Origin of the sequence: Pseudomonas fluorescens, from assembly GCF_902497895.1 — a bacterium.
Lineage (GTDB): Bacteria > Pseudomonadota > Gammaproteobacteria > Pseudomonadales > Pseudomonadaceae > Aquipseudomonas > Aquipseudomonas fluorescens_BP.
In genome coordinates this window covers 13,309-32,161 of sequence record NZ_CABVHQ010000067.1, presented here as the reverse complement: position 1 = coordinate 32,161, position 18,853 = coordinate 13,309, and the positions used below count along the sequence as shown (strand labels likewise).

The following is an 18,853-nucleotide window of genomic DNA, read 5'->3' as shown; positions in this document are numbered from 1 at the left end:
AGGAGACTAGCCGATGCCAATGATGCAGCCGCGAGGAAGATCGATAGGAAGAACCGCATTGATTGAGTCATTTCCGTACTCCGATAAGGGAGCATTGGATGGGAGCAGCGGTCAACGCCTGTGTCAGACAGGAACCGAACCCACTGAAAGTTATCCGGCGCACCCTAAAGTGTGTGAGCTGCAAGCTTCGCTCTTGAATGGAGTAGGCCCAAGGCCACTGATCAGTTGCGATGCCATCATTTGGTTTGACAACTGTGTAAGGGCCGGGTTCGTCGCCAGGGTCTGCTTATGGCCCAGAGTGTGTAAAAGCGCTCATAACCTCATCGTCTTGGGTCATCGACGTTCGTTGGCTGAGCGATCGCACGGTCAATGCTCCGAGTCGCATCGGTCGCGACCTGGAACACGTAACGCTGTTTTTACAGCCCTCTGGGATGGGCCAAAACCAGCCTTTTTTATGCCGACAGCGCCTTCATTAAACCGTGAGCACCAATGATTTTCATGACCCGCTTCATGTTGTAGGCGAGCACATTCAAGCTCATCTCCGCACTCACCCCGGCCAGCTTTCGGGTCAGGAAGTGCGTCGCACCCATCCATTGTTTGAGCGTCCCGAAGGGATGCTCAACAGTCCGTTTTCGGACTCGCATCATCTCTGGTGCTTTGCTCAGCCGAAGCTGCATCTCCTCCAATACGGCTTCATGCTCCCAGCGTCGAACTCGTCGTTCCGTGCTCGGTGTGCACTGCGATTTCAACGCGCAGCCCTGGTTTCGAACTCCAGTAACGGTGCAACTTCAGGCCTTTTTCAACGTAGGAATAGTGCCAGATCAGCGCCTCTCCAGCCGGGCAAATGTATTCGTTTTTTGTCGCGTCATAGATGAAGGCATCGTTATTGAAACGCCCCTCAGCCTTGGCTCCAGAGGTCATCGGCTTGGGCACATAGGCGGTGATGCCTGCATCGTGACAAGCCAGGATTTGTTCGCTTTTGAAGTAACCTCGGTCAGCCACTACCGACAACGTATCTGACGCCATCGCCTCGCGGGCCTGCTTGGCCATCGAGCTGAGTTGATCGCGGTCGGAACCGACGTTAGTCACCTCGTGCGCAACGATCAAATGGTGCTGAGTATCGACCGCTGTCTGCACGTTGTAGCCGACGATTCCCGTGCCGCGCGTCATCATGGAGCGGCTGTCTGGATCGGTCAGTGAGACCTGTTTTTCCGGCGATTCATTGAGCTGGATTTCGATCGCCTGAAGCTCTTTCATTTGAGTTTTGAGCTTGGCGATTTTCTCTTCCAGCCGCACGGCACTGGGCTCGGAAGCTGTTGGTTCTTGCCGATCGGCAGCATCGAGTGCCGTCAGGTAACGGTTGATACTCGATTCAATTTCTTCCATTCGCCGCTTCAGTTTGGCGCTGGTGAAATTGCGGTCGCGGTTGTTGACTGCTTTGAATTTACTGCCGTCGATGGCAACCAGATGTTCTCCGAAGAGTCCCAACTGCTGATCGTATGCGACATCGTTAAGAACCAAGTGAAATTTCTTACCGTTTTTGAGAACAATGGTTCCTTCGTCATTTTCGAATCTGATCGCTTTGTATTCGTGATCAACCATACTTTTTTTAATGCTCGCGGACTCAGCAGGGCTCTCGATCGAGCTTTTGGTGAAGCGGAATTTGTTGTCGCGCATGTCATGACCTCGTCGGGTGAGCTCTCAGCCATGGAAACCCTATGGAAACTTTTGAAGGGAATCTTGGGTAATGCTGAGCAAGCTCTAGTAAGCCCAATCTCTACCGATTCCCGTTGTAAGTCACTGATCCGTAAAGAAGAATCAATACTTAATAAGAAGAATCAAGGTTGAGTAAGATCGGGCAATGGCATGACACGAATAACTTAAAATCCCCCGCTCGTAAGGGCGTGCCGGTTCGATTCCGGCTTCGGCACCATCTAAAATCAAGGGTTTGCGAGCGAAAGCTAATGCAAACCCTTGTTCGTTTCCGGTCCGCAATTTTTTTCACCCGCACTTGGCAGGCTGATCGTTCACGAATGCGATTCGATCGGGAGTGCCATTCTTTTCTTCAGGCATGACTTCGTCCTTGCCGCTATAGCGGCTGACTTTGAAGGGGGAGGGTGTTACTTGAGGGGACAGGCAGAGATTTTGGAGTAAGTGCCGATATCAGTCGTGGCAAGAAGGCAGCGGCCATCCTTGAATTTTGCGTAGAAGGTTATTTCCTTTTCTTTATCGCATAGCAACCAGCCCGCAACGAGTCCAACAGGGCCTAAAAGCAATGCTCCAGCCAGACTCCATCGAATAACGCTTCCTTTCTTATTAACGACTTCCTCGGTTGCTGTTTCCAAGGTTTCCAGTTTTGAAATAGGTATCTTTAATTCGAGAGAAGGTTTTGCTGCGGATTTTAGAGTGAACAGTCCAGATTGAAATTCGGCATCGCCTGCCAGAAAGTCACCGGATATCACCGTTAATTTCGACATGGTGTTTCTCTTCTGATCAGGTTTAGCCAGCTGAGTACTGGGCTCCAAAGGTTCCCGTCAGTCAATCGACTTGCGACAAAAGGTGAGGTCGATGGTCACTCCATCGATACCAGATCATGGGCATTCACAACCTTCATGCCGAGGCGCTGCGGGCTGGACCATGACCGACCCTCGAGGATGACAACCCGACCTTCCGCATAGTCAGCCTCAAAGCCCTCATCGATCTTCTTGGCCTGCACGGTGAACAGTGCTGCCGCCGTGCAGTGGGAGCGAACACCCTCACCGACGCAGCCGTGACGCAGCCGTGACGCAGGCGCTGAACGAAATCAGCCCACGTTGCTGCGCTGAGGTTCGCGCCGGTTGCCAGGGTCGGTGCCGGCTCAGCGATTTTATTCTATGGGCATGAGGATGTGTCTCGGCGGTCATGGAAAAGTTGGCTAAGCTCAGGCGGATAAATTCTCAGGGGTTACAGCCATGACGAAAAAACTCATCTGCCAGAAATGCAAACAAGATACGTCCGTAGAGCTTTGCTTTGACGAGGACATCGACGGCCAGGTCTTCAATTGCGAGCACTGTGGCGGGAGGCATGTTGAGGTTGAGACCAGCAAGCTGCCGGGGTCCCCTGTCTTGAGCAGGTTCCGATTAGATGAAGATGAGTGATCGTGCCATCGACCAGGCATCAGGCATCAGGCATCAGGCATCAGGCATCAGGCCTTCAGGATCACCTGATTGACTTGCTCGGCGCGCTGGCGCTTCAAGGTGATTTGGTTTTCTGTGGGCATGGGGCGTCCTATGCCGGGTCATGCCCGGCTGGCGTTTTAATTGAGTGGGGTACATCTGCTCGACGGGCAAGCACTGTTAAGGGGCTGCCAGCACTTGATCGAAAGGGATGGGACGCTTGATGAAAATGATTAAACAGCCAACGGATGTCACGGGCTGCGGTGTTGCGGTGATTGCCATGCTTCGCGATGAGAAAACCTTCAAGTGCGCCATGGATCTGGTAGAGCCAAATCGTGATGAATGGCCCGCAGAACTCGGCGCCGGATACGCGTTTGCGAAAGATCGGTCCGCCTGGAAATAATGTTCCATGGATCTTGGATTGAACTGAGCGTTGTCATTTACGCCAGTGAATTAGCGAACAGCTCTTCATCGCAGGGAGCAGCTACAGGTTGTCCTGCGACTTTTTCCAGTCAGGCGCCGCCCTCCGTGACCGGATGCGACCTTGGTGTTGTAGCAGTTTGAGTCTGAATAGTATATTTGTGCTCGGCCCGGCATGAGGCCGGAGCAAGGGGTTGCAATGGGCAGAGTTCGTGCAATGGCGCTGGAACAAGCCTTAATCGCGGTATTGGGTGCGGCTGAAAGTAAAGGGCTCAACGTTAAAGACTTGTTGGGCCACGCAAGCGCACTTGTTTTAGGGCATAGCCCGTACCGTATCGTCGACGATCCCTATGTGGACATGGCGCTCAAGGCGATCATCGACGCTCACGCTAAAGCGTTGACGCTAAAACCATGAGTTCAGTGCAATAGATGGGGGAAGGTCAGGCGGCTGGCGCGACTTCCAACGTCACGGCCTCAACGGCCCATCGCGAAAGTTGCCATCGATCTTCCCGTCGAGCTGGGCAATCTGATCCGGTGGCGGCGTGAGTTCGTACTAACTAAGAGCGGGGAGTAAGTGCTGGCCGGCGTTCAATGCGCACCTGGACATTGAGCGCGCTCTTAAGGTCGCGCAGCTGCTCGCGCAATTGCGCAAGCTTCGCCGCTTCAGGCGATCTCCAACTCGCCTTCGAGAAAGATCTTGCGGCGCTTCTTATGGCTGAATTTGTTGTGCTTGCTCGCCGTGTAAATACGCTCGAATGCAGCGCCATCGATCTCCACGCAGTCACCCAGGAAGTCGGTGACCAAACTGTCGTACAACGCTTCTTCGATGAAATGATTCATTTCTTTGCGGTACAGAAAACCCAGCTGAAAACCCAGGGTTTCGGAGTTGAAGCCCGATGGGCGGGTGAAAACATTCTCCATATCGATGACCCGCAGAGTACTCCACTGCTTTTCAGGCACCATGATGTTCGCCACCCACAGGTCGAGGTGAGTCAGGCCACGGTTGCGCATGTCGACAATGAGGTTCATGCATCCTTTGACGAACTCAACCACCCGTTCAGGGTGCTTGCGCAACCATTGCAAACCATTCAAGTGCCCCTCGAGAAATTCGGTCAGCAGGACGAACTCCTGGACAATGCCGAATCTCGGCTTGATCACCCCAAAGCCGACAATGCGGGCAGTATCAACGCCACGATCCGCGGCTATGATCGTGTTCAACAGCTCCTCGATAGGCCAGTCGAACCTGCCTGAACGCTTCGGGCGCCCCAGCGTTATGCGGAGTTTCTTTGGCAGCGTCTCGACACGTTGAACCTTCATGAAGAACTTGCAACCGTCATGCCCCACGGGCTGGCTAACGCGGTTGGGGCGGGATCGGTAATGCGGTTCTATCAACTTACCGATGGCATTGAGGACCGATGCGCTGGGGAGTTGCGAGAAATTCAAGGTCGCCTTGGCGACTTGATGGCAGAGAGGGAAAGCTGACCTGACGGTTTTAATCGACTGCACAAGGACGTCCTGCCTTCTTTTGAAGCGGCGCATAGTGGCAGCATTGAGAATGATTACCTAGAACTTTGTATCAAGATTTTATCCAGACCAATCCCCACGTTGAGGATGTGCTTCCCCCTGTAACCTTGTTCGTTTCCGGTCGGAAAATGTAGAGCAAGTCCGCAATTCCCTGGCGATACTTTCCGTTACCAATCAGACCACCGCCAGATCAATTCTTGCATTGAGCCTGCACTACCTTGCAGGTATTCGGCGTTCCACCGGACCGACCTGCATAACGTCTGCAATTGATGATGGAAGAGGTGCGTACCTTCTGCAGGCTGGCACCCCATGCCAGGCTTCCCTCTCCGACGGTGGGCATGGCTTTGGCGTAGCAGTTGGAACCTCCGATTGGAGTTGAAGAACGCGCCTCGGAGTGTTTGTTTGCGCATCCTGTAAAAAACCACAGACTGACCGCCAAAATCGACAGGAAAACCAGCGATCTGCTTTTTCGTGAGGCTTCTCTGGACATCCCGTTTCCTCTGTTGATGAGGTTTCTGGTTGTCGTCCATGGCGGGGCGCTGCATTTTTCCGGGTAGTGCGAGCTCCAGATTAGTAGGGATTGGCTCTGGGGCTGGACGGATTCGGTGCGTTCGGTAGGAAGTCTTGTTTGTAATTCTATTAATATATCAATGCATTGCATGATAAATTTAATGTAAAACATTATGTTTTAGTTACACATTTTAGGGCATGGCTGAATGCCGGTACTGGTCCGCTCTTACGTCCATTCGTCAGCTATTTTGCACTCTTGAGCCTGGTCAGGTTCTCAAGTACAGGCCCCTAACACTTGGGTCGCGGCCAAGAGGTGCATATGGCTAATACTCCCGATCTGCCAAATGATCCACGACCCTCTGAACCACCCTCAGTCAACGATGAACTGGGTTTCGATCCTGACTCGCCGGATCTTGCCGATCCGCAAGTCGATCCCATAGGCCCGGCGAAAATCCCCGGCAAGAATCACGGTGCGGATGGGCAGAGGCCCGTGCCCAAACCTTATGATCCGCTTGCCGATCTGCGCAATGATTAGTCAGTCTAGTCGAGAAGCCCTGCAGGTTTAGCCTTGCAGGGCTTTTTCATTTCAGGCGGACATCAATCGTATTGAATGCATAGACACAACAGCCTTTCAATCAGTTTGGCGAGGGGAACTGCAATGACTACCGAGGACGAATTCAGGCTCAAGGCTCACACGCTGGTACTCGAGCTGGATGCGGCGACTTCAGCGATGATGCAGCTGATATCGGCGCATCAAACCAGTGGCCCGGAGTGGGACGAAACCATCCGGCGGCAACATGAGGCCTATGAGCGATGGGTCGAATATTTGAACGAGCGTTCCTAGGGGACAAGGGCGCGCTTGTCTGCCAAACGCACTGCCAGCATGGCCTGTCGCTATTGGTCGTCCCGCGTTACCTACCTGCCAGAGGGTTTGTCGGTTGGGCTGGGCCAATGCAGGAGTCTTCTCTCCACCAGGATATTTTCAAGCGCCTGGCGGGCTGAAGGATTCAGCTGATGTTCTCTGGCTTTCAGTTCCAGCAGGATCGGACTGGACCAGGTGCGATAGGTCTTTTCGGCACTACTTACGTCGGTCATTGATTTCTCCCTGCCCAGGTGCCGGCGAACAAGACGCGGCACGTTTCAATGTGGCGCTGAGGCTAGTAGAGAAGGCTGATTATCGCCACCCACCAGAGTCGAAAAAAGCATGCTTTGACTCGTCTCCCGGGCAGCGTCCGGAACCGCACCGGGTTGTCGATTTTTTGTCGGAAAATGTCAGTTCGCGGCCACTGGAAAGGTTCCCGCGCATGGTCTATTTCTATTGTCTCGGCGCGGGGCCGGAGCAAGGAGATCTCCATGCATTTGGTTGTGGAAAGACCTTATCCCGTGGATTACATCCATCCAAACGGAGTGCAAGCCACGATCGACTTTATGTGGGGTGATCCGAAAAACCGGTCACCTGTCGGAATTGTAATCTGGCTCAAGGAGGGCAAAGAACAAGTCAAGCTGGGCGAGGAGTTGGGCGAATGGAAGAGTTATGGCGACGCACTGCGGTTCGGTATTGCCCTGGCCAGTATTTACCTTGGGCGCATGCGCTGACTGGCCAGGCATTCAGCACAACAAAGTGAAGGGTGGGGGGATCTCGCTTCGATCCGACACAGGCAATGCTGTAACGCGGCGCCGCTGACCCTCGCCAGGGTGGCGTGACTGCCTGTTGTGAGCTAATGCTTAAATTACGGCACATCACTGGATATCACGGAGAGCGAAATGGCACCCGTAGACAGGCCACAACCGGTTAATTACCAACACCCGAACGGCAGGGAAGCGACGATTGATTTCGAATGGGCGGACTCAGGTAATCCGATCCCGACAGGGCTGCGTATTACCGTGAAGCACTCCGCAGACTATGTTCAGAACCTGCATGAAGTGGCGAAATACAAGAGTTTCGACGATGCCAAAAACCAGGGCATCAAGCTGGCGAAAAACATGATCGAGCAGGCGGACCGACTGTAGCCATTCAGATGAGTATCTGGTGTCCCAAAACATTGTCCCGACGCGGTTGAACCTGCGGCAGTTCCAGGGGAAGCGCACTCGCCCCGACCAAAAGCCAAGATCAAAAGATCGCAGCCTGCGGCAGCTCCTATATCTATGGTTACCCCCTTTTCTGCAATACTGTTTTTGATGCGTGGTTGGCTTGCTTTCATCTATCCGGCGTCTGAGTGGGGTTGTGACCCCGCGAGAGATAGGCCGGCTGTCAGGCCGCCTTCGCAGGCAAGCCAGCCACACGTTTGATCTGGGTACACCCGCGAGAGATAGGCCGCCATATCGCGAGCCAGCTCGCTCCCACATCTATGGCGCGATCAATAAATCCCCGGTATCAGCCGCCACGTATTTGCGCAGTACGCCTCATACTCGCTGCCGAACTGCGCGCGCAACAACGCCTCTTCGGCGCGTATGCGGACAATCAGCGGAACCAGCGTAAGTGCCATAAGCAGCAGGCCGACCACTGAACGAAAGGCCAACGCCCAGCCCAGCGAGTTGATCAGCAGCCCCAGATAACTCGGGTTACGCAGGAACCGGTACACGCCATCGGTGACCAGGGTATGTCCGGGCTGGATGGCCACCAGTCCACTGAAGCGCTTGCCAAGGACAAAGACTGGCCAGATCCGCAGTGCGCCACCGGCGATGAACAGGACCACCCCGACCCAGCGCAGCCCCTCGCCACCGACTGTCCAGAACCCGATCCGGTCGGTATAGGCCGGTAGAAAACCGCTCAGCAGGCCGATCAGGGCAAAGACCGCAAGCACCCAGCGGTTGCCCCGGTCTTCACGCTCTCCAGGACTCAAATTACCCTCGGTGAACAGCGCGATGCCAGCCATCGCCAGGGTTGAGAGCGCAATGACGACCAGCGCCGGATGGGAAAAGAACGCAACAAATCCACCCCGACCCAGAACTGCAAGGCCGAGCCAGGCAAGGGTTGCCGCCATGCTGAAAAAGGCCATTCTGGCTGTGAATTTCATGGCTTTCACTGAGTAGACTCGCTCCCGTTAGTGTAGACATGAGTGGCGGGCGGCTTCGGACCGATCGATGTCCAACTATGGGTCAGGCCGTTCGTCTACTCGATAGCACCTTGGCCCGCGGCGAATTTCCAACTCGTAAGGCCCAGATTCGCTGGACCTCTTTGCGAGGTGAGTATGGCTATCGATTCGAGTTTTCACGACGAGACCCAAGGCAGTGTCCCCTCCAAACCCGAGCCCGGCACGGACGAGCCGACGATGGACCCCGATGCCCCGGGTAAATTCGATCCTCTGGCAAGGCCGGACGTAGTCACCCGGGAGCACCCGCAGGAACGAAAGGATCGCAGTGCCGGGGACGGCATTCCGGATGACGAGGACATGCCGCTGCCAAACGATTAGGGAAGAAGGCTTCGGCTACGCTCTGGACATCAAAGCGAACCGATGAATCTGTTCTATCCTTAAACGGTGAAGACCAACTCTTAAGGGCGGGAGATGGGCATGACAATTGAACGCAAACCCCAGAATCAACCAGATCCGGAAGACGAGCCTACTCCGGAAGAAATCGAGCAGGAACAGCATCGTGCACAAACCTGGAAACATCCGGAGGATGGCAAAGAACTGTCTGATCGCGATGAAGAGCGGCCACTGAAGCCCTGATACCCATAATCAGCCCCGCCATTGTGCGGGGCTTGTTGCTCACTGCTTCTGACCCCGGGGCCATCCGGTTTGCCGCCCATCAGTGCAAGGGTCGTCATCGGTGCCGGGCAGGGTGTAAGGTGGTTCGGGCAAACCCTGGGTCATCGCTAGCGATAGGGAGGTAATTATGAGCGTTCCGATGCTGAGCAAGTTTCAAGTCAATGGTTATGAGTTGATCAGCGTAAACAGCGGTCCGTGGAAAGTCTGTACCCGAGGTGACCGATTCGGCACCTTTGGCACCCGGGAGGAAGCTGTGGCTTATGCGGCCACGTTGCCCTCTTACAAAGTCAGGTCGAAAACACCGGCCAATAGCCAATAGCCTGATCTTTACAGCGTATTTCCAGCCTTGGCCATGCCGGGGCTTTTTTTTGTTTCCGGTTGGACCGGGCAGGGCCTTTATGCCGTGGCTCCTTGAGCGTCAACCGTTCGGCGTTTCCTCTTCTTCAGTAAAAAGTCTCGCCTAAGCTCTTATTTGTACCGGAAATTCCTCCGGTACCTCAGGGGTGGCGTGGTATGACTTTATTCAAGTTCGGTGCCTGTATCCTCGTTTTAACTGTGTTTGGCTGCGGGACCACCGGCAGCCATGAGCCGCCTCCGGTCCCTCCATCTGCTGTGACCCTTGATGACGGACAGGCGCGCACTGCATTGGTCGGTACCAGGTTCTACGGCAACACCAGGAGCGGCCACCCTTACTCGATCAGTTTTTTCGCGGACGGGACAGATGTTTTCGTGATGCCCCCCGACGCGCCGGTCACTGAGCGCTGGGCGTTGAACAGCGGAGTGATCTGTATTGAGATGAAGAAATATCCAACGGAGTGCAGCCAGGTGAAAGTGGCCAACAATCAGTACTGGTTTGTCGATCCGGCGAACGGCAAAGTCAACGCTCATCTGAAACTCACCCCTTGAGCTTTCAGTTGCGCTCGACACCCTTGAGCGATCGCAAAAGGCTCTACGCCTGATTTGCCGACTCAGGAGCAGCAGGCTGCTTATGAGCGAATGGGCTGGGAGTTACGGTCGTGACTACTCAGTTGGAAGCGACAGACTTCACCGCCACGCACCATGCATTCCAGATGATCCACTTCGCCGCCGCCCAGTGCGCCGATCAGGGCCAGATCCAGCTCACAGACCTGCGGATGGGTTTTCGCCAGATTATGGAACACGCAGTTGTGGGCAACTATTTCCTTCTCCCCCGATGAGCGAAAAAACACCTGCGCTTCATAGCCTGCATGGTTCATGTGGGTGACGATTTGCTCCTCGCTGATGGTTTGTTGCTCCAGCCCGGCCGCCATTTTCTCGCCCAGGCTGCGCATCAGTCTGAGCAGATTGTCATGGCCGATAATCTCTGCCACTTCGCCAATCAGCAGATTGGCCAGAAGCTGGTATTGCCGGGGGAATAACTCCCTGCCCGCGGAAGAAAGCAGGTACAGCTGTTCGGGTCGACGCCCTGTGGGTCGGGTTTGCCCACGGTAAATCAACCCGTCCCGCTCCAGCGCCGCAAGGTGTTGGCGAATGGCCGTGCGAGTCACCGCCAGGTGACTCGCAAGGTCATCGATACTCATACCTTGTGGCTGGTACAGCAATGCGGATAACAGATCCTGCTGGGTACGGCCCATCCCCTGAAGCATGCTGCCAGCCTCCTATCTAGAATTTGTCCGGAAACTGTTTGACCAGGGCCGACGTCAAGGTATCGGCGAGGACAAGCATATGTTGACGCATTTGCGCCCAGGTGTTGGCTTCAGCGGCGTAATCTTTTTTACCTAGCTGGTCGATCTGCGCGACGTGATGGCCGCCGTGCGCGCTGAGCATGGTCACCAGTGTACCCTCGGAGAGATTTGGATTGGCGGTGGCAAGGAAGTGCGCAATGGCCTTGGCATTGCTGGTCAACTCGGCAACGGCTGTATTTTTACCAGCTGCATCCTTGCCCACGGAAGCGTCACTGTAATGTTTTACCGCGCCCCAGTGGCCAGCCAGCAGCTTGAGCAGCTGATCGGCGGCCGGTTGGCCGTACAACGGGGCGATGCTATTGGCAATCGAAGTCGCGTTGCTCACCACCGCAGTGGCAGCGGTATCCGCTTCCTTGCGATCTCCTTGCTGATTGGCCAGCACGTAGTTTCTTATCCAGAAAATATGCTCCACCCACAAATCGCGCAGTGCCAGACGCGTGCCGAGTCCGGCAGGTTCTGCTTGGGATGCGCTTGCATGGGTTTGCGCAGCTTGACTCCAGGCAGGTTGCAAGCACAGCGCGAAGAGCAGTAAACCCAGGGTTTTGATGTTCATTTCGAGGCACCTGAAGTGATGGATGACCCGCTAAAGGTATAAATGGCATATAAATATGTCAATATAAAAAACGGCCACTCTTGCGCGGAGTTCTTGAATATCTACGTATCCAATTAATCCAGATGGATTTTTGCCTGAGAAAAAAATCGCGGGTGTGGAGAAGCCCTGTTTGTTCAGACGGATCTGTGCCACCTCACCTCGGTAACCCCGCTGCGCCCGGCAAAGTCCTGCATGGAGCGAAACACCCCCGCGCTAGCCATGCCCTGTTCAGGGATGCAGCCGGCATGAAGCAAGGACAGGTAGCAGGCATCAGTGTCAGTGAGGCTCGAAGATAAGTAACTAAAGACAATACGTGCGCCCTGGAAGCTGTAGCAAATGGTAAATGCCGCAGGATTCATGGTGTCGCTCCGTAAGCCACTGGCTAGTGGCCATCAACCCTATTCCAGATCCAGGGCAATAGCTGTAGCCGCCGGTCTGAATGAACGGGAGCGGTTGGATTTGCCGGACAAGGGGTTATTACCTGAGCGTATAACTCTAGGAGAAAAGGTTACTAGACCAGCAGGGAAGGCTTTGCTAGAACTGTATCTGCACGGCTCCCACCCTGAAGGAAACAGGCTGGGTGAGAGCGAGCTGCAATACCTCCATTTATCGTAATGGAAACAGTCCAACATTGAGTTGGGCAATGGTCAATGAGCCTGATGCCAACCTTCGGGTCAATCGCTGCGCATCTGGCCAACTGCTCGCGCACCTGTGCATAGGGCTCATTGATCGCTTTTATCCTTTCTTCCATTCCTTGATTCCTGAAAAACGTAGCGCAATTATGCGTTGGCTTGCCTGCGGATTTTCGGTGTGTGCTGGATCGCCAGATCGCAGCCTGCGGCAGTTCCTATGCCGCATCACGGCCATTGGTCGGGCTTTCCCGGTGCTCCCCCACAGCGGCAATTTTCCAGCTAGGCTGAAACATCTTGTTGATGGTCAGTATTTTTTCAGGCAATCAGGTGCTTGCTGGTATTGATCAGCTGTCAGAGGAGAACCAATTGATGAGTGATCCGTACATTGAGGACAATGGGGACGAGTATCCGATCAACAGTTGCATAGGTTGTGGCCAAACGCCTTACAAGGTGGATTTCGCAGGTGCGACAGTCGACGATTCATCAGGCAAGAGCAAGTCCGGCGACACGCCCGCAAGCGACAAAGCGAAGTTTCTTCCCAAGGTGATCAGCCGTCGAAAAAACAGTTGAAACCCAGACAGGCCTCGTCACAGTACGAGGCTTTTTTTATGTAGGGCTTGCCGATCGGCGAAGCTGTTCCCGGCAGAAAAAATCCTGGTTCGCCCCAAGGGCAGCCTCAGAGTTTGCTGCCAATCTCTCATCTGCGCCTGCCCAAGTGATACAGTCGTTTTTTTTCAGCTTGAGGCCAGGTCATGCGGATTTTCTTAGGGGCTCTTGGCCTGATGTTATTGGCAGGGTGCATGACGCCGGCAATGAACGAAGCTCGCTCGAAAAGCCCATACAAGACTCTTTCTTCAAACAAACCGGACAAAATCGTTGCCCAGTGCACGCAAGCCGCGTGGCAGGAGGAGGCGGTGTTCGGGGAGGATGCCGGGGCGTTCCTGCAACCGGGCAAGCCTGCCGGCTATACGGTTTACACCACCGCAGCCGAGTATTTCGTTGACGTGCAGAGCACTGACTCAGGCACGGTCGCCAAGTATTACGTGGAGTCGGATACCTGGGTCGCCAAGCGCAGACTGGCTGCACTCGCTACTTGCCTGTAATCGCGAATCGCGAATCGCGCTTGCGCCAGGAGCATGGGGGGGCTGAATACCAGAAAGGCCTGGGTGAGAGTGCTCACTCAAGCCTTCAGTGTGTTTTCGGCATATGCGACTTGCTCCGCAATCGATGGTGTTGTCGGCGTAGTTGATTGCCTGGCTCTCGCAGTCTGCCTCATCAGGTCCTTGGGGGGATTTTGGTGCACGCCGTTACCTGAATCGAGGAAGAGGCGGCTCGACAGGTTTCAGCGAGGTCAGGGCGCTTCTAACCAGCGGGGTTTCGGTCTCTATCTCTCTCAGACGGTCACGTATGCGCAGTGCGGTGGGATGGCCACCTTGATGGTCGACCCAGTCGGCGATTTCCTTGCAGGCAGCGGCTAGTCGGACCTGCCGGGAGTCGAGCAGTGTCAGCAGCGTGGTGATGGACTCTTTCTCGGACATTTGGAACACCTCCATTGAGTGAGAGAATCTGCCTGGTCGCAGCAAAAAGCCCGCGAGGAGCGAGCTTTCTGCCGATGGGCTGATCCTTCAGCTGAAATCAGTATAGACCCGGTAAACTCCAGCGGTGTCGGACAACGCTAACAAGATGAAACTCGCTTGCTGACCGCATTCAGTCGCTGGCATTCACGCTCGGCTTGCGCCTGGCGATCATAACCGTCCCCTATGAAACCGCCGGTGCGGGTATCGGCGATCCGGTACCAGTCGGTTGCCGGAACCAGATGAGAAGTTTCTCCGTCTCTGCGGCCCTGAATGGTGATCTTGTTACAGCGCTTCACAACGAAAATGTCTTCCATGGCGTTACCACTATGATTCGTGACACAACAACTATAGAAGCAAGTTTGAAAGCTGCAATAACCTGCGCCAGGCGGTCATGCCGCTGAAAGGCCGATAAAGGCCACACCCGTCAGGCATTCGGTGTGTGGTTCGCCAATTGATCGAGGAACGTCGCCAGCCGGACCTCTTCGGCTTTCAAGCCTTTACGGACCCTGGGCCTGGGCAGTTCGGCCAGTGCGCCCAGCAAGAAACCCTCCAGCAGCGCCGGGTGGATGTAGCATTTGCGGCACACGGCGGGAGTATTGCCGAGCTGTCTGGCGACGTTTTTGACCATCTCGACAATATGTTTTTTTGCATCGGACTCCGGCTGCCAATGCAGTTTGCGCAGTACCGCCAATGCCTGGGTACTGCCGGCCCAGGTTCGATAATCCTTGGCGGTGAACTCGGCACCGGTGAGGGTCTGCAGGTAAGTGTTGACGTCAGAGGAACTGACGCTGTGCCGTTCGCCATTCTCGTCCAGATACTGGAACAGGTTTTGCCCCGGCAACTCCAGGCAGCGCTTGATGATCCGCGCCAGGCGTGGGTCCTTGAGCGTGACCTGGTGCTCGACGCCGCTCTTGCCGCGGAACTGGAAAAGTATCGCGCTGCCTTTGATTTCGACATGTTTGTTGCGCAGGGTGGTCAGCCCGTATGAGCGGTTGTCCCGGGCATATTGAGTGTTGCCGACGCGAATCAGCGTGGCATCGAGCAAGGTGATCACGGTGGCCATGACCTTGTCGCGGCTGAAGCCCGGAGCGGCCAGCAGTGCTTCGAGCTGTTTGCGCAGTTTCGGCAAGGCCATGCCGAATTCGAGCAGGCGTGAATACTTGTCGGTGTCACGCACTTCCCGCCAGCGCGGGTGATAGCGGTACTGTTTGCGACCGCGGGCGTCGCGGCCGGTGGCCTGCAGATGACCGCAGGGATCGGCGCAGATCCAGACATCGGTGTAGGCGGGCGGTACCGCCAGGGCGTTGATGCGTTGAATTTCCCGCGGATCGCGGATGCGTTGACCCTGGGCGTCGAAGTAGCTGAATTTACCCCGCTGCAGTTTTCGCCGAATGCCAGGCTGAGTGTCATCGACATAGTGCAGGTCGCGAGGTAGATCGGGCAGCGATGTATCTGGCATGGCGGTTAGTCCCGTGCAGCAAATCAGGGGCCTGTATTGCCATTGACCGCACGGGGTTGCCCGATGTTCAAGCCAGGACGGCCACCGCCTTGATCTGCGCCCAGAGTTGCTGGCCCGGTTGCAGGTTCAACTGGTCTCGGGAGTAACGGGTGATCCGCGCCAGTAACGCGGTACCCGCCGCGTCCAGGCGTACCAGCACATGGGCGGCGTTATCGGCGGGGATCTGGCTGATCACCGTGACCGGCAAGCGATTGAGAATGCTGCTGTGCCTGGCATCTTCCAGGCTCAGGCTGACGTCACGCGCCTGGACTTTGAAGCGTAACGTCCTGGCGCTGGCCAGTGGTGAATGGGTGACTCGAACGTTCAGCTGGCTGCCCGGTAATTGCAGGGTCAGCAGTTGATAGTGAGGGTCGTAGGCGCTGACCTGGCCTTCGATCACCACGCCGGCATCGTCACCCAGCGCCAACGGCAAATCGAGCCGCGCCAGGGTTTCGCCGATCGGGCCGCTGGCCAGGGCTCGGCCTTCGCTGAGCAGGACAATGTGATCGGCCAGCCGCGCGACCTCATCCTGGGAGTGACTGACGTACAGCACCGGGATCTCCAGCTCGTCGTGCAGGCGCTCGAGGTAGGGCAGGATCTCGTTTTTACGCTGAGTGTCCAGCGCCGCCAATGGCTCATCCATCAGCAGTATCCCGGGGCTGGTCAACAGCGCGCGAGCCATGCCGATGCGCTGCCGCTCACCCCCCGACAAGTGCTGCGGATGGCGGTCGAGCAAATGGCCGATCCCCAGCAGTTCGGTGGCGTGGGCCATGTCCACGCGACGTTGCTGGCGCGGGATGCGCTTGAGGCCGAACTCCAGATTGGCCAGCACCGACAGGTGGGGAAACAGACTGGCCTCCTGGAAGACGTAACCCAGTGCGCGTTTATGCGGGGCGAGGAAGATTTTTTGGCCGCTGTCTTGCCAGACTTCGTCGTTGATCCGGATAAAGCCTTGTTCGGCTTTTTCCAGGCCGGCGATACAGCGCAAGCAAGTGGTTTTACCCGAGCCGGAATGGCCATACAGCGCCGTGACCCCGCGTCCTGGCAGTTGCAGGTCGAGGTCCAGGGAGAAGTCGGGATAACTCAGCTGCAGGCGAACGTGAATCAGTGAAGTCATCGATCAGCTCCAGCCGGCTTTGGTTTTGCGGCTCGAATAAAGCGCAAGCAGAATCAGGAACGAGAACACCAGCATGGCGCCGGCCAGCCAATGGGCCTGCAGATATTCCATGGCCTCGACCCGGTCGTAGATCTGCACCGAGACCACCCGGGTTTTGTCCGGGATATTGCCGCCGATCATCAGCACCACGCCGAACTCGCCCACGGTATGGGCGAAGCCGAGAATGGCCGCGGTGATAAAACCGGGCCTGGCCAACGGCAGGATAACGCTGAAGAAAGTGTCCCACGGGTTGGCGCGCAAGGTCGCGGCGACTTCCAGTGGCCGGCTGCCGATGGCGGAAAAGGCGTTCTGCAACGGCTGCACGACAAAGGGCATCGAGTAGATGACCGAGCCGATCACCAGACCGCTGAAACTGAAGGTCAGAGTGCCCAGCCCCAGAGATTCGGTGAAGCGCCCGACAAAGCCGTGAGGCCCGAGGGCCAGCAGCAGATAGAAGCCGATCACGGTCGGCGGCAGCACCAGGGGCAGGGCGACTATCGCGCCAATCGGCCCGCGCAGCCAGGAGCGGGTGCGCGACAGCCATAACGCAATTGGAGTGCCGATCAGCAACAGGATGGCCGTAGTCAATGACGCCAGTTTCAGGGTCAGCCAAATGGCAGAAAAGTCGGCACTCGTTAGTGGCATTTAGAGTTGGTAACCGTAGGATCTGATGACGGCTGCGGCTTTCGGGCCCTTGAGGTAGTCAACCAGTGCCTTGGCGGCCGGGTTGTCTTTGCCTTTGTTGAGGATCACCGCGTCTTGTTTGATCGGTTCATGCATCTCGGCCGGAACGATCCAGGCAGAGCCGCTGGTGACTTTGCCGTCTTTATAGATCTGCGACAAGGCGACAAAGCCCAGTTCGGCGTTGCCGGTAGAGACGAACTGATAGGCCTGGGTGATGTTCTGGCCTTCGACGATCTTTCCTTTGACCTGGTCGGTCAGGCCCAGCCTGGCCAAAACCTGAGTGGCGGCGAGACCGTAAGGGGCGGCTTTCGGATTGGCGATGGACAGGTGCTGATACTGGTTGTCGGTGAGCACCTTGCCCTTGGCATCGACGTAACCGTCCTTGGCCGACCACAGCGCCAGGGTGCCGATGGCGTAGGTAAAGCGCGAGCCTTTGACGCTGTCGCCTTCGGATTCGAGTTTCTGCGGCGTGGTGTCATCGGCGCTGAGGAACACTTCGAACGGCGCACCGTTCTTGATCTGGGTATAGAACTGGCCGGTTGCCCCGTAAGCGGCGACCAGTTTGTGCCCGGTGTCTTTTTCGAAATCGGCGGTGATCGCCTGAATCGGCGCGGTGAAATTGGCCGCTACCGCCACCTGGACCTCATCGGCCTGAGCCGATCCGAAAGCGCAGACTGCGAGCAAGGATGCCAGGCAGGCAGGGGCAAAACCTGAGGCGCGAATAGTCATGTAGCAGCTCCATGGGGTCGAGTGTAGGAACAGGTTGTGATTGGAAGTGGACTGCGCCGGGGCAATAAAAGAGGGCGCAGAACCCAGTGGGAGCGAGCTTGCTCGCGATGGACGTTAACGATCACGGGTGTTTTCTGAATAAACGCGCCGCCCTTGGGTCCATCGCGAGCAAGCTCGCTCCTACAGTATTCGGGCATGGGCCAAACGCTATATAGTTGAATATATAGCGAATCGCCAGCGAACGGAACTGGAAGCAGTGACGCAGGGGGTGAAGCGCAGCTCAAGTGGTGAACGGCGCGATCTGGATCAGGCCTTGTGCAGTTAAACCACAGGGCGACCGGGCTTTCGGTGGTATGGCCATAAGTACTGGGAGGTGTGTTTGGCCCTCCAGCGGTCACAACGCACAATGGCCTCAAACTCGATCGACCACGCCTCGTGACCGAAGTGGGAGGCCAGAACCAGCTTTTCGGCGGCCTTGTCGATCTGCCGGATGTAGCCTGATCGACAACTGATGCCGTTGTTGAGGCCACTGTGTCGCGTAATCAACGTTACGTTGTCACCGGTAAAGCAATCCCTGATGTCCATGATTCAGCTCCTCTTGCGGTCGTACGCTATGCGGTGTTCCACAGCAGGGCGTCAATGGGCGCCCATCTCCGGGTCTTGAGGTGGAGTTGTTCCGGGTACAAGCCTGCGATCTGAACATCGGAGATGTCTACTGTCAGAGTTGACAGGTCGTTGGCCTGGGCGTTGAGGGTTATGGTTATCAATAGGGCGCACAGGCCGCGAAGGGGTGTAGTCATCGGTCCGGTCTCGGTGGCGGAGGGCGCGCCGGTCACCAGCGACGGCGCTGGCTCGATGGTCTTGAAGAATCGGCGGCAGGTCTATCAGACGATTACGAATGTGGAGTAGGGATGAGGGGTTTCAGCGGATGGGTAGATCCAA

27 protein-coding genes and 1 pseudogene are annotated in these 18,853 nt (G+C 56.1%); 13 read left to right on the top strand and 15 right to left on the bottom strand.

From position 1 onward, the window contains the following. Positions 1 to 452: 452 nt before the first annotated feature. Both F8N21_RS24980 and F8N21_RS24975 read right to left on the bottom strand, forming a co-directional pair. A pseudogene (locus F8N21_RS24980) lies at positions 453 to 1,494 on the bottom strand (IS1182 family transposase); the annotation flags it as partial. A 626-nt stretch (positions 1,495 to 2,120) separates the two neighbouring features. After that, entirely contained in the window at positions 2,121 to 2,477 is a 357-nt protein-coding gene (locus F8N21_RS24975; RefSeq protein ID WP_150644670.1) for a hypothetical protein, read from the bottom strand. Positions 2,478 to 3,378: 901 nt separating this feature from the next. Here F8N21_RS24975 and F8N21_RS24965 point away from each other — a divergent pair. After that, positions 3,379 to 3,558 carry a hypothetical protein gene (locus F8N21_RS24965; protein ID WP_150644668.1) on the top strand — a complete coding sequence of 60 codons (180 nt, stop codon included), beginning with the start codon at positions 3,379 to 3,381 and terminating at the stop codon, positions 3,556 to 3,558. Between the two features lie 234 nt (positions 3,559 to 3,792). Next, positions 3,793 to 3,990 (top strand): hypothetical protein, encoded by a 198-nt coding sequence (locus F8N21_RS24960; protein ID WP_150644667.1) that lies wholly within the window; start codon positions 3,793 to 3,795, stop codon positions 3,988 to 3,990. Positions 3,991 to 4,238: 248 nt separating this feature from the next. Here the strand turns inward: F8N21_RS24960 and F8N21_RS24955 are convergent, their stop codons facing one another. Beyond that, positions 4,239 to 5,081 (bottom strand): lipopolysaccharide kinase InaA family protein, encoded by an 843-nt coding sequence (locus F8N21_RS24955; RefSeq protein WP_191624403.1) that lies wholly within the window; start codon positions 5,079 to 5,081, stop codon positions 4,239 to 4,241. An 847-nt stretch (positions 5,082 to 5,928) separates the two neighbouring features. On the opposite strand from F8N21_RS24955, the gene F8N21_RS24945 reads away from it, so the two are divergent. Together F8N21_RS24945 and F8N21_RS24940 are read left to right on the top strand one after the other, a co-directional pair. Then, entirely contained in the window at positions 5,929 to 6,144 is a 216-nt protein-coding gene (locus F8N21_RS24945; protein WP_150644664.1) for a DUF6021 family protein, read from the top strand. A 123-nt stretch (positions 6,145 to 6,267) separates the two neighbouring features. Next, positions 6,268 to 6,453 (top strand): hypothetical protein, encoded by a 186-nt coding sequence (locus tag F8N21_RS24940; RefSeq protein WP_150644663.1) that lies wholly within the window; start codon positions 6,268 to 6,270, stop codon positions 6,451 to 6,453. Positions 6,454 to 6,524: 71 nt separating this feature from the next. Here the strand turns inward: F8N21_RS24940 and F8N21_RS24935 are convergent, their stop codons facing one another. Continuing rightward, positions 6,525 to 6,704 carry a hypothetical protein gene (locus F8N21_RS24935; protein WP_150644662.1) on the bottom strand — a complete coding sequence of 60 codons (180 nt, stop codon included), beginning with the start codon at positions 6,702 to 6,704 and terminating at the stop codon, positions 6,525 to 6,527. Positions 6,705 to 6,962: 258 nt separating this feature from the next. Between F8N21_RS24935 and F8N21_RS24930 the strand changes: the two genes are divergently transcribed. Further along, positions 6,963 to 7,205, top strand: a complete 243-nt coding sequence (locus tag F8N21_RS24930) for a hypothetical protein (protein WP_150644661.1) — start codon at positions 6,963 to 6,965, stop codon at positions 7,203 to 7,205. 168 nt (positions 7,206 to 7,373) lie between these two features. Further along, positions 7,374 to 7,619, top strand: a complete 246-nt coding sequence (locus F8N21_RS24925) for a hypothetical protein (protein WP_150644660.1) — start codon at positions 7,374 to 7,376, stop codon at positions 7,617 to 7,619. 347 nt (positions 7,620 to 7,966) lie between these two features. Here F8N21_RS24925 and F8N21_RS24920 read toward each other — a convergent pair whose 3' ends face one another. Next, positions 7,967 to 8,626 (bottom strand): methyltransferase family protein, encoded by a 660-nt coding sequence (locus F8N21_RS24920; RefSeq protein WP_150644659.1) that lies wholly within the window; start codon positions 8,624 to 8,626, stop codon positions 7,967 to 7,969. Between the two features lie 174 nt (positions 8,627 to 8,800). Between F8N21_RS24920 and F8N21_RS24915 the strand changes: the two genes are divergently transcribed. From F8N21_RS24915 to F8N21_RS24905, 4 genes are all read left to right on the top strand, one after another. Beyond that, positions 8,801 to 9,022, top strand: coding sequence for a hypothetical protein (locus F8N21_RS24915; RefSeq protein ID WP_150644658.1), 222 nt, complete (start codon positions 8,801 to 8,803; stop codon positions 9,020 to 9,022). A 99-nt stretch (positions 9,023 to 9,121) separates the two neighbouring features. Then, positions 9,122 to 9,280, top strand: a complete 159-nt coding sequence (locus F8N21_RS30575) for a hypothetical protein (RefSeq protein WP_191624402.1) — start codon at positions 9,122 to 9,124, stop codon at positions 9,278 to 9,280. A gap of 166 nt (positions 9,281 to 9,446) precedes the next feature. After that, complete coding sequence (locus F8N21_RS24910) at positions 9,447 to 9,638, top strand: DUF2188 domain-containing protein (protein ID WP_150644657.1); 192 nt, start codon at positions 9,447 to 9,449, stop codon at positions 9,636 to 9,638. Between the two features lie 194 nt (positions 9,639 to 9,832). Then, complete coding sequence (locus F8N21_RS24905) at positions 9,833 to 10,225, top strand: hypothetical protein (RefSeq protein ID WP_150644656.1); 393 nt, start codon at positions 9,833 to 9,835, stop codon at positions 10,223 to 10,225. 80 nt (positions 10,226 to 10,305) lie between these two features. Here the strand turns inward: F8N21_RS24905 and F8N21_RS24900 are convergent, their stop codons facing one another. Together F8N21_RS24900 and F8N21_RS24895 are read right to left on the bottom strand one after the other, a co-directional pair. Continuing rightward, positions 10,306 to 10,944, bottom strand: a complete 639-nt coding sequence (locus F8N21_RS24900) for a helix-turn-helix transcriptional regulator (RefSeq protein ID WP_150644655.1) — start codon at positions 10,942 to 10,944, stop codon at positions 10,306 to 10,308. A 16-nt stretch (positions 10,945 to 10,960) separates the two neighbouring features. After that, positions 10,961 to 11,596 carry a hypothetical protein gene (locus tag F8N21_RS24895; RefSeq protein ID WP_150644654.1) on the bottom strand — a complete coding sequence of 212 codons (636 nt, stop codon included), beginning with the start codon at positions 11,594 to 11,596 and terminating at the stop codon, positions 10,961 to 10,963. Between the two features lie 682 nt (positions 11,597 to 12,278). Between F8N21_RS24895 and F8N21_RS24890 the strand changes: the two genes are divergently transcribed. The 3 genes from F8N21_RS24890 to F8N21_RS24880 all read left to right on the top strand — a co-directional run bounded on the left by F8N21_RS24890 (position 12,279) and on the right by F8N21_RS24880 (position 13,370). After that, positions 12,279 to 12,611 (top strand): hypothetical protein, encoded by a 333-nt coding sequence (locus tag F8N21_RS24890; protein WP_150644653.1) that lies wholly within the window; start codon positions 12,279 to 12,281, stop codon positions 12,609 to 12,611. A 25-nt stretch (positions 12,612 to 12,636) separates the two neighbouring features. Then, entirely contained in the window at positions 12,637 to 12,837 is a 201-nt protein-coding gene (locus tag F8N21_RS24885; protein WP_150644652.1) for a hypothetical protein, read from the top strand. Positions 12,838 to 13,019: 182 nt separating this feature from the next. After that, the gene (locus tag F8N21_RS24880; protein ID WP_150644651.1) at positions 13,020 to 13,370 is read left to right on the top strand and encodes a hypothetical protein; all 351 of its coding nucleotides are present in this window, start codon (positions 13,020 to 13,022) and stop codon (positions 13,368 to 13,370) included. 204 nt (positions 13,371 to 13,574) lie between these two features. On the opposite strand, the gene F8N21_RS24875 is transcribed toward F8N21_RS24880, so the two are convergent. The 8 genes from F8N21_RS24875 to F8N21_RS24840 all read right to left on the bottom strand — a co-directional run bounded on the left by F8N21_RS24875 (position 13,575) and on the right by F8N21_RS24840 (position 18,711). Next, positions 13,575 to 13,805 carry a hypothetical protein gene (locus F8N21_RS24875; RefSeq protein WP_150644650.1) on the bottom strand — a complete coding sequence of 77 codons (231 nt, stop codon included), beginning with the start codon at positions 13,803 to 13,805 and terminating at the stop codon, positions 13,575 to 13,577. Positions 13,806 to 13,942: 137 nt separating this feature from the next. Beyond that, a complete protein-coding gene (locus F8N21_RS24870) occupies positions 13,943 to 14,158 on the bottom strand; it encodes a hypothetical protein (RefSeq protein ID WP_150644649.1) in 216 nt (71 codons plus the stop codon). Positions 14,159 to 14,268: 110 nt separating this feature from the next. Continuing rightward, positions 14,269 to 15,303, bottom strand: coding sequence for a DNA topoisomerase IB (locus tag F8N21_RS24865; protein WP_150644648.1), 1,035 nt, complete (start codon positions 15,301 to 15,303; stop codon positions 14,269 to 14,271). Positions 15,304 to 15,370: 67 nt separating this feature from the next. Then, positions 15,371 to 16,459 carry a molybdenum ABC transporter ATP-binding protein gene (modC, locus tag F8N21_RS24860; RefSeq protein ID WP_150644647.1) on the bottom strand — a complete coding sequence of 363 codons (1,089 nt, stop codon included), beginning with the start codon at positions 16,457 to 16,459 and terminating at the stop codon, positions 15,371 to 15,373. Between the two features lie 3 nt (positions 16,460 to 16,462). After that, a complete protein-coding gene (gene modB, locus F8N21_RS24855; protein ID WP_150644646.1) occupies positions 16,463 to 17,143 on the bottom strand; it encodes a molybdate ABC transporter permease subunit in 681 nt (226 codons plus the stop codon). Then, entirely contained in the window at positions 17,144 to 17,911 is a 768-nt protein-coding gene (gene modA, locus F8N21_RS24850) for a molybdate ABC transporter substrate-binding protein (protein WP_150644645.1), read from the bottom strand. A gap of 321 nt (positions 17,912 to 18,232) precedes the next feature. After that, the gene (locus F8N21_RS24845) at positions 18,233 to 18,496 is read right to left on the bottom strand and encodes a hypothetical protein (RefSeq protein ID WP_150644644.1); all 264 of its coding nucleotides are present in this window, start codon (positions 18,494 to 18,496) and stop codon (positions 18,233 to 18,235) included. Positions 18,497 to 18,522: 26 nt separating this feature from the next. Then, a complete protein-coding gene (locus F8N21_RS24840) occupies positions 18,523 to 18,711 on the bottom strand; it encodes a hypothetical protein (protein WP_150644643.1) in 189 nt (62 codons plus the stop codon). Positions 18,712 to 18,853: the final 142 nt, after the last annotated feature.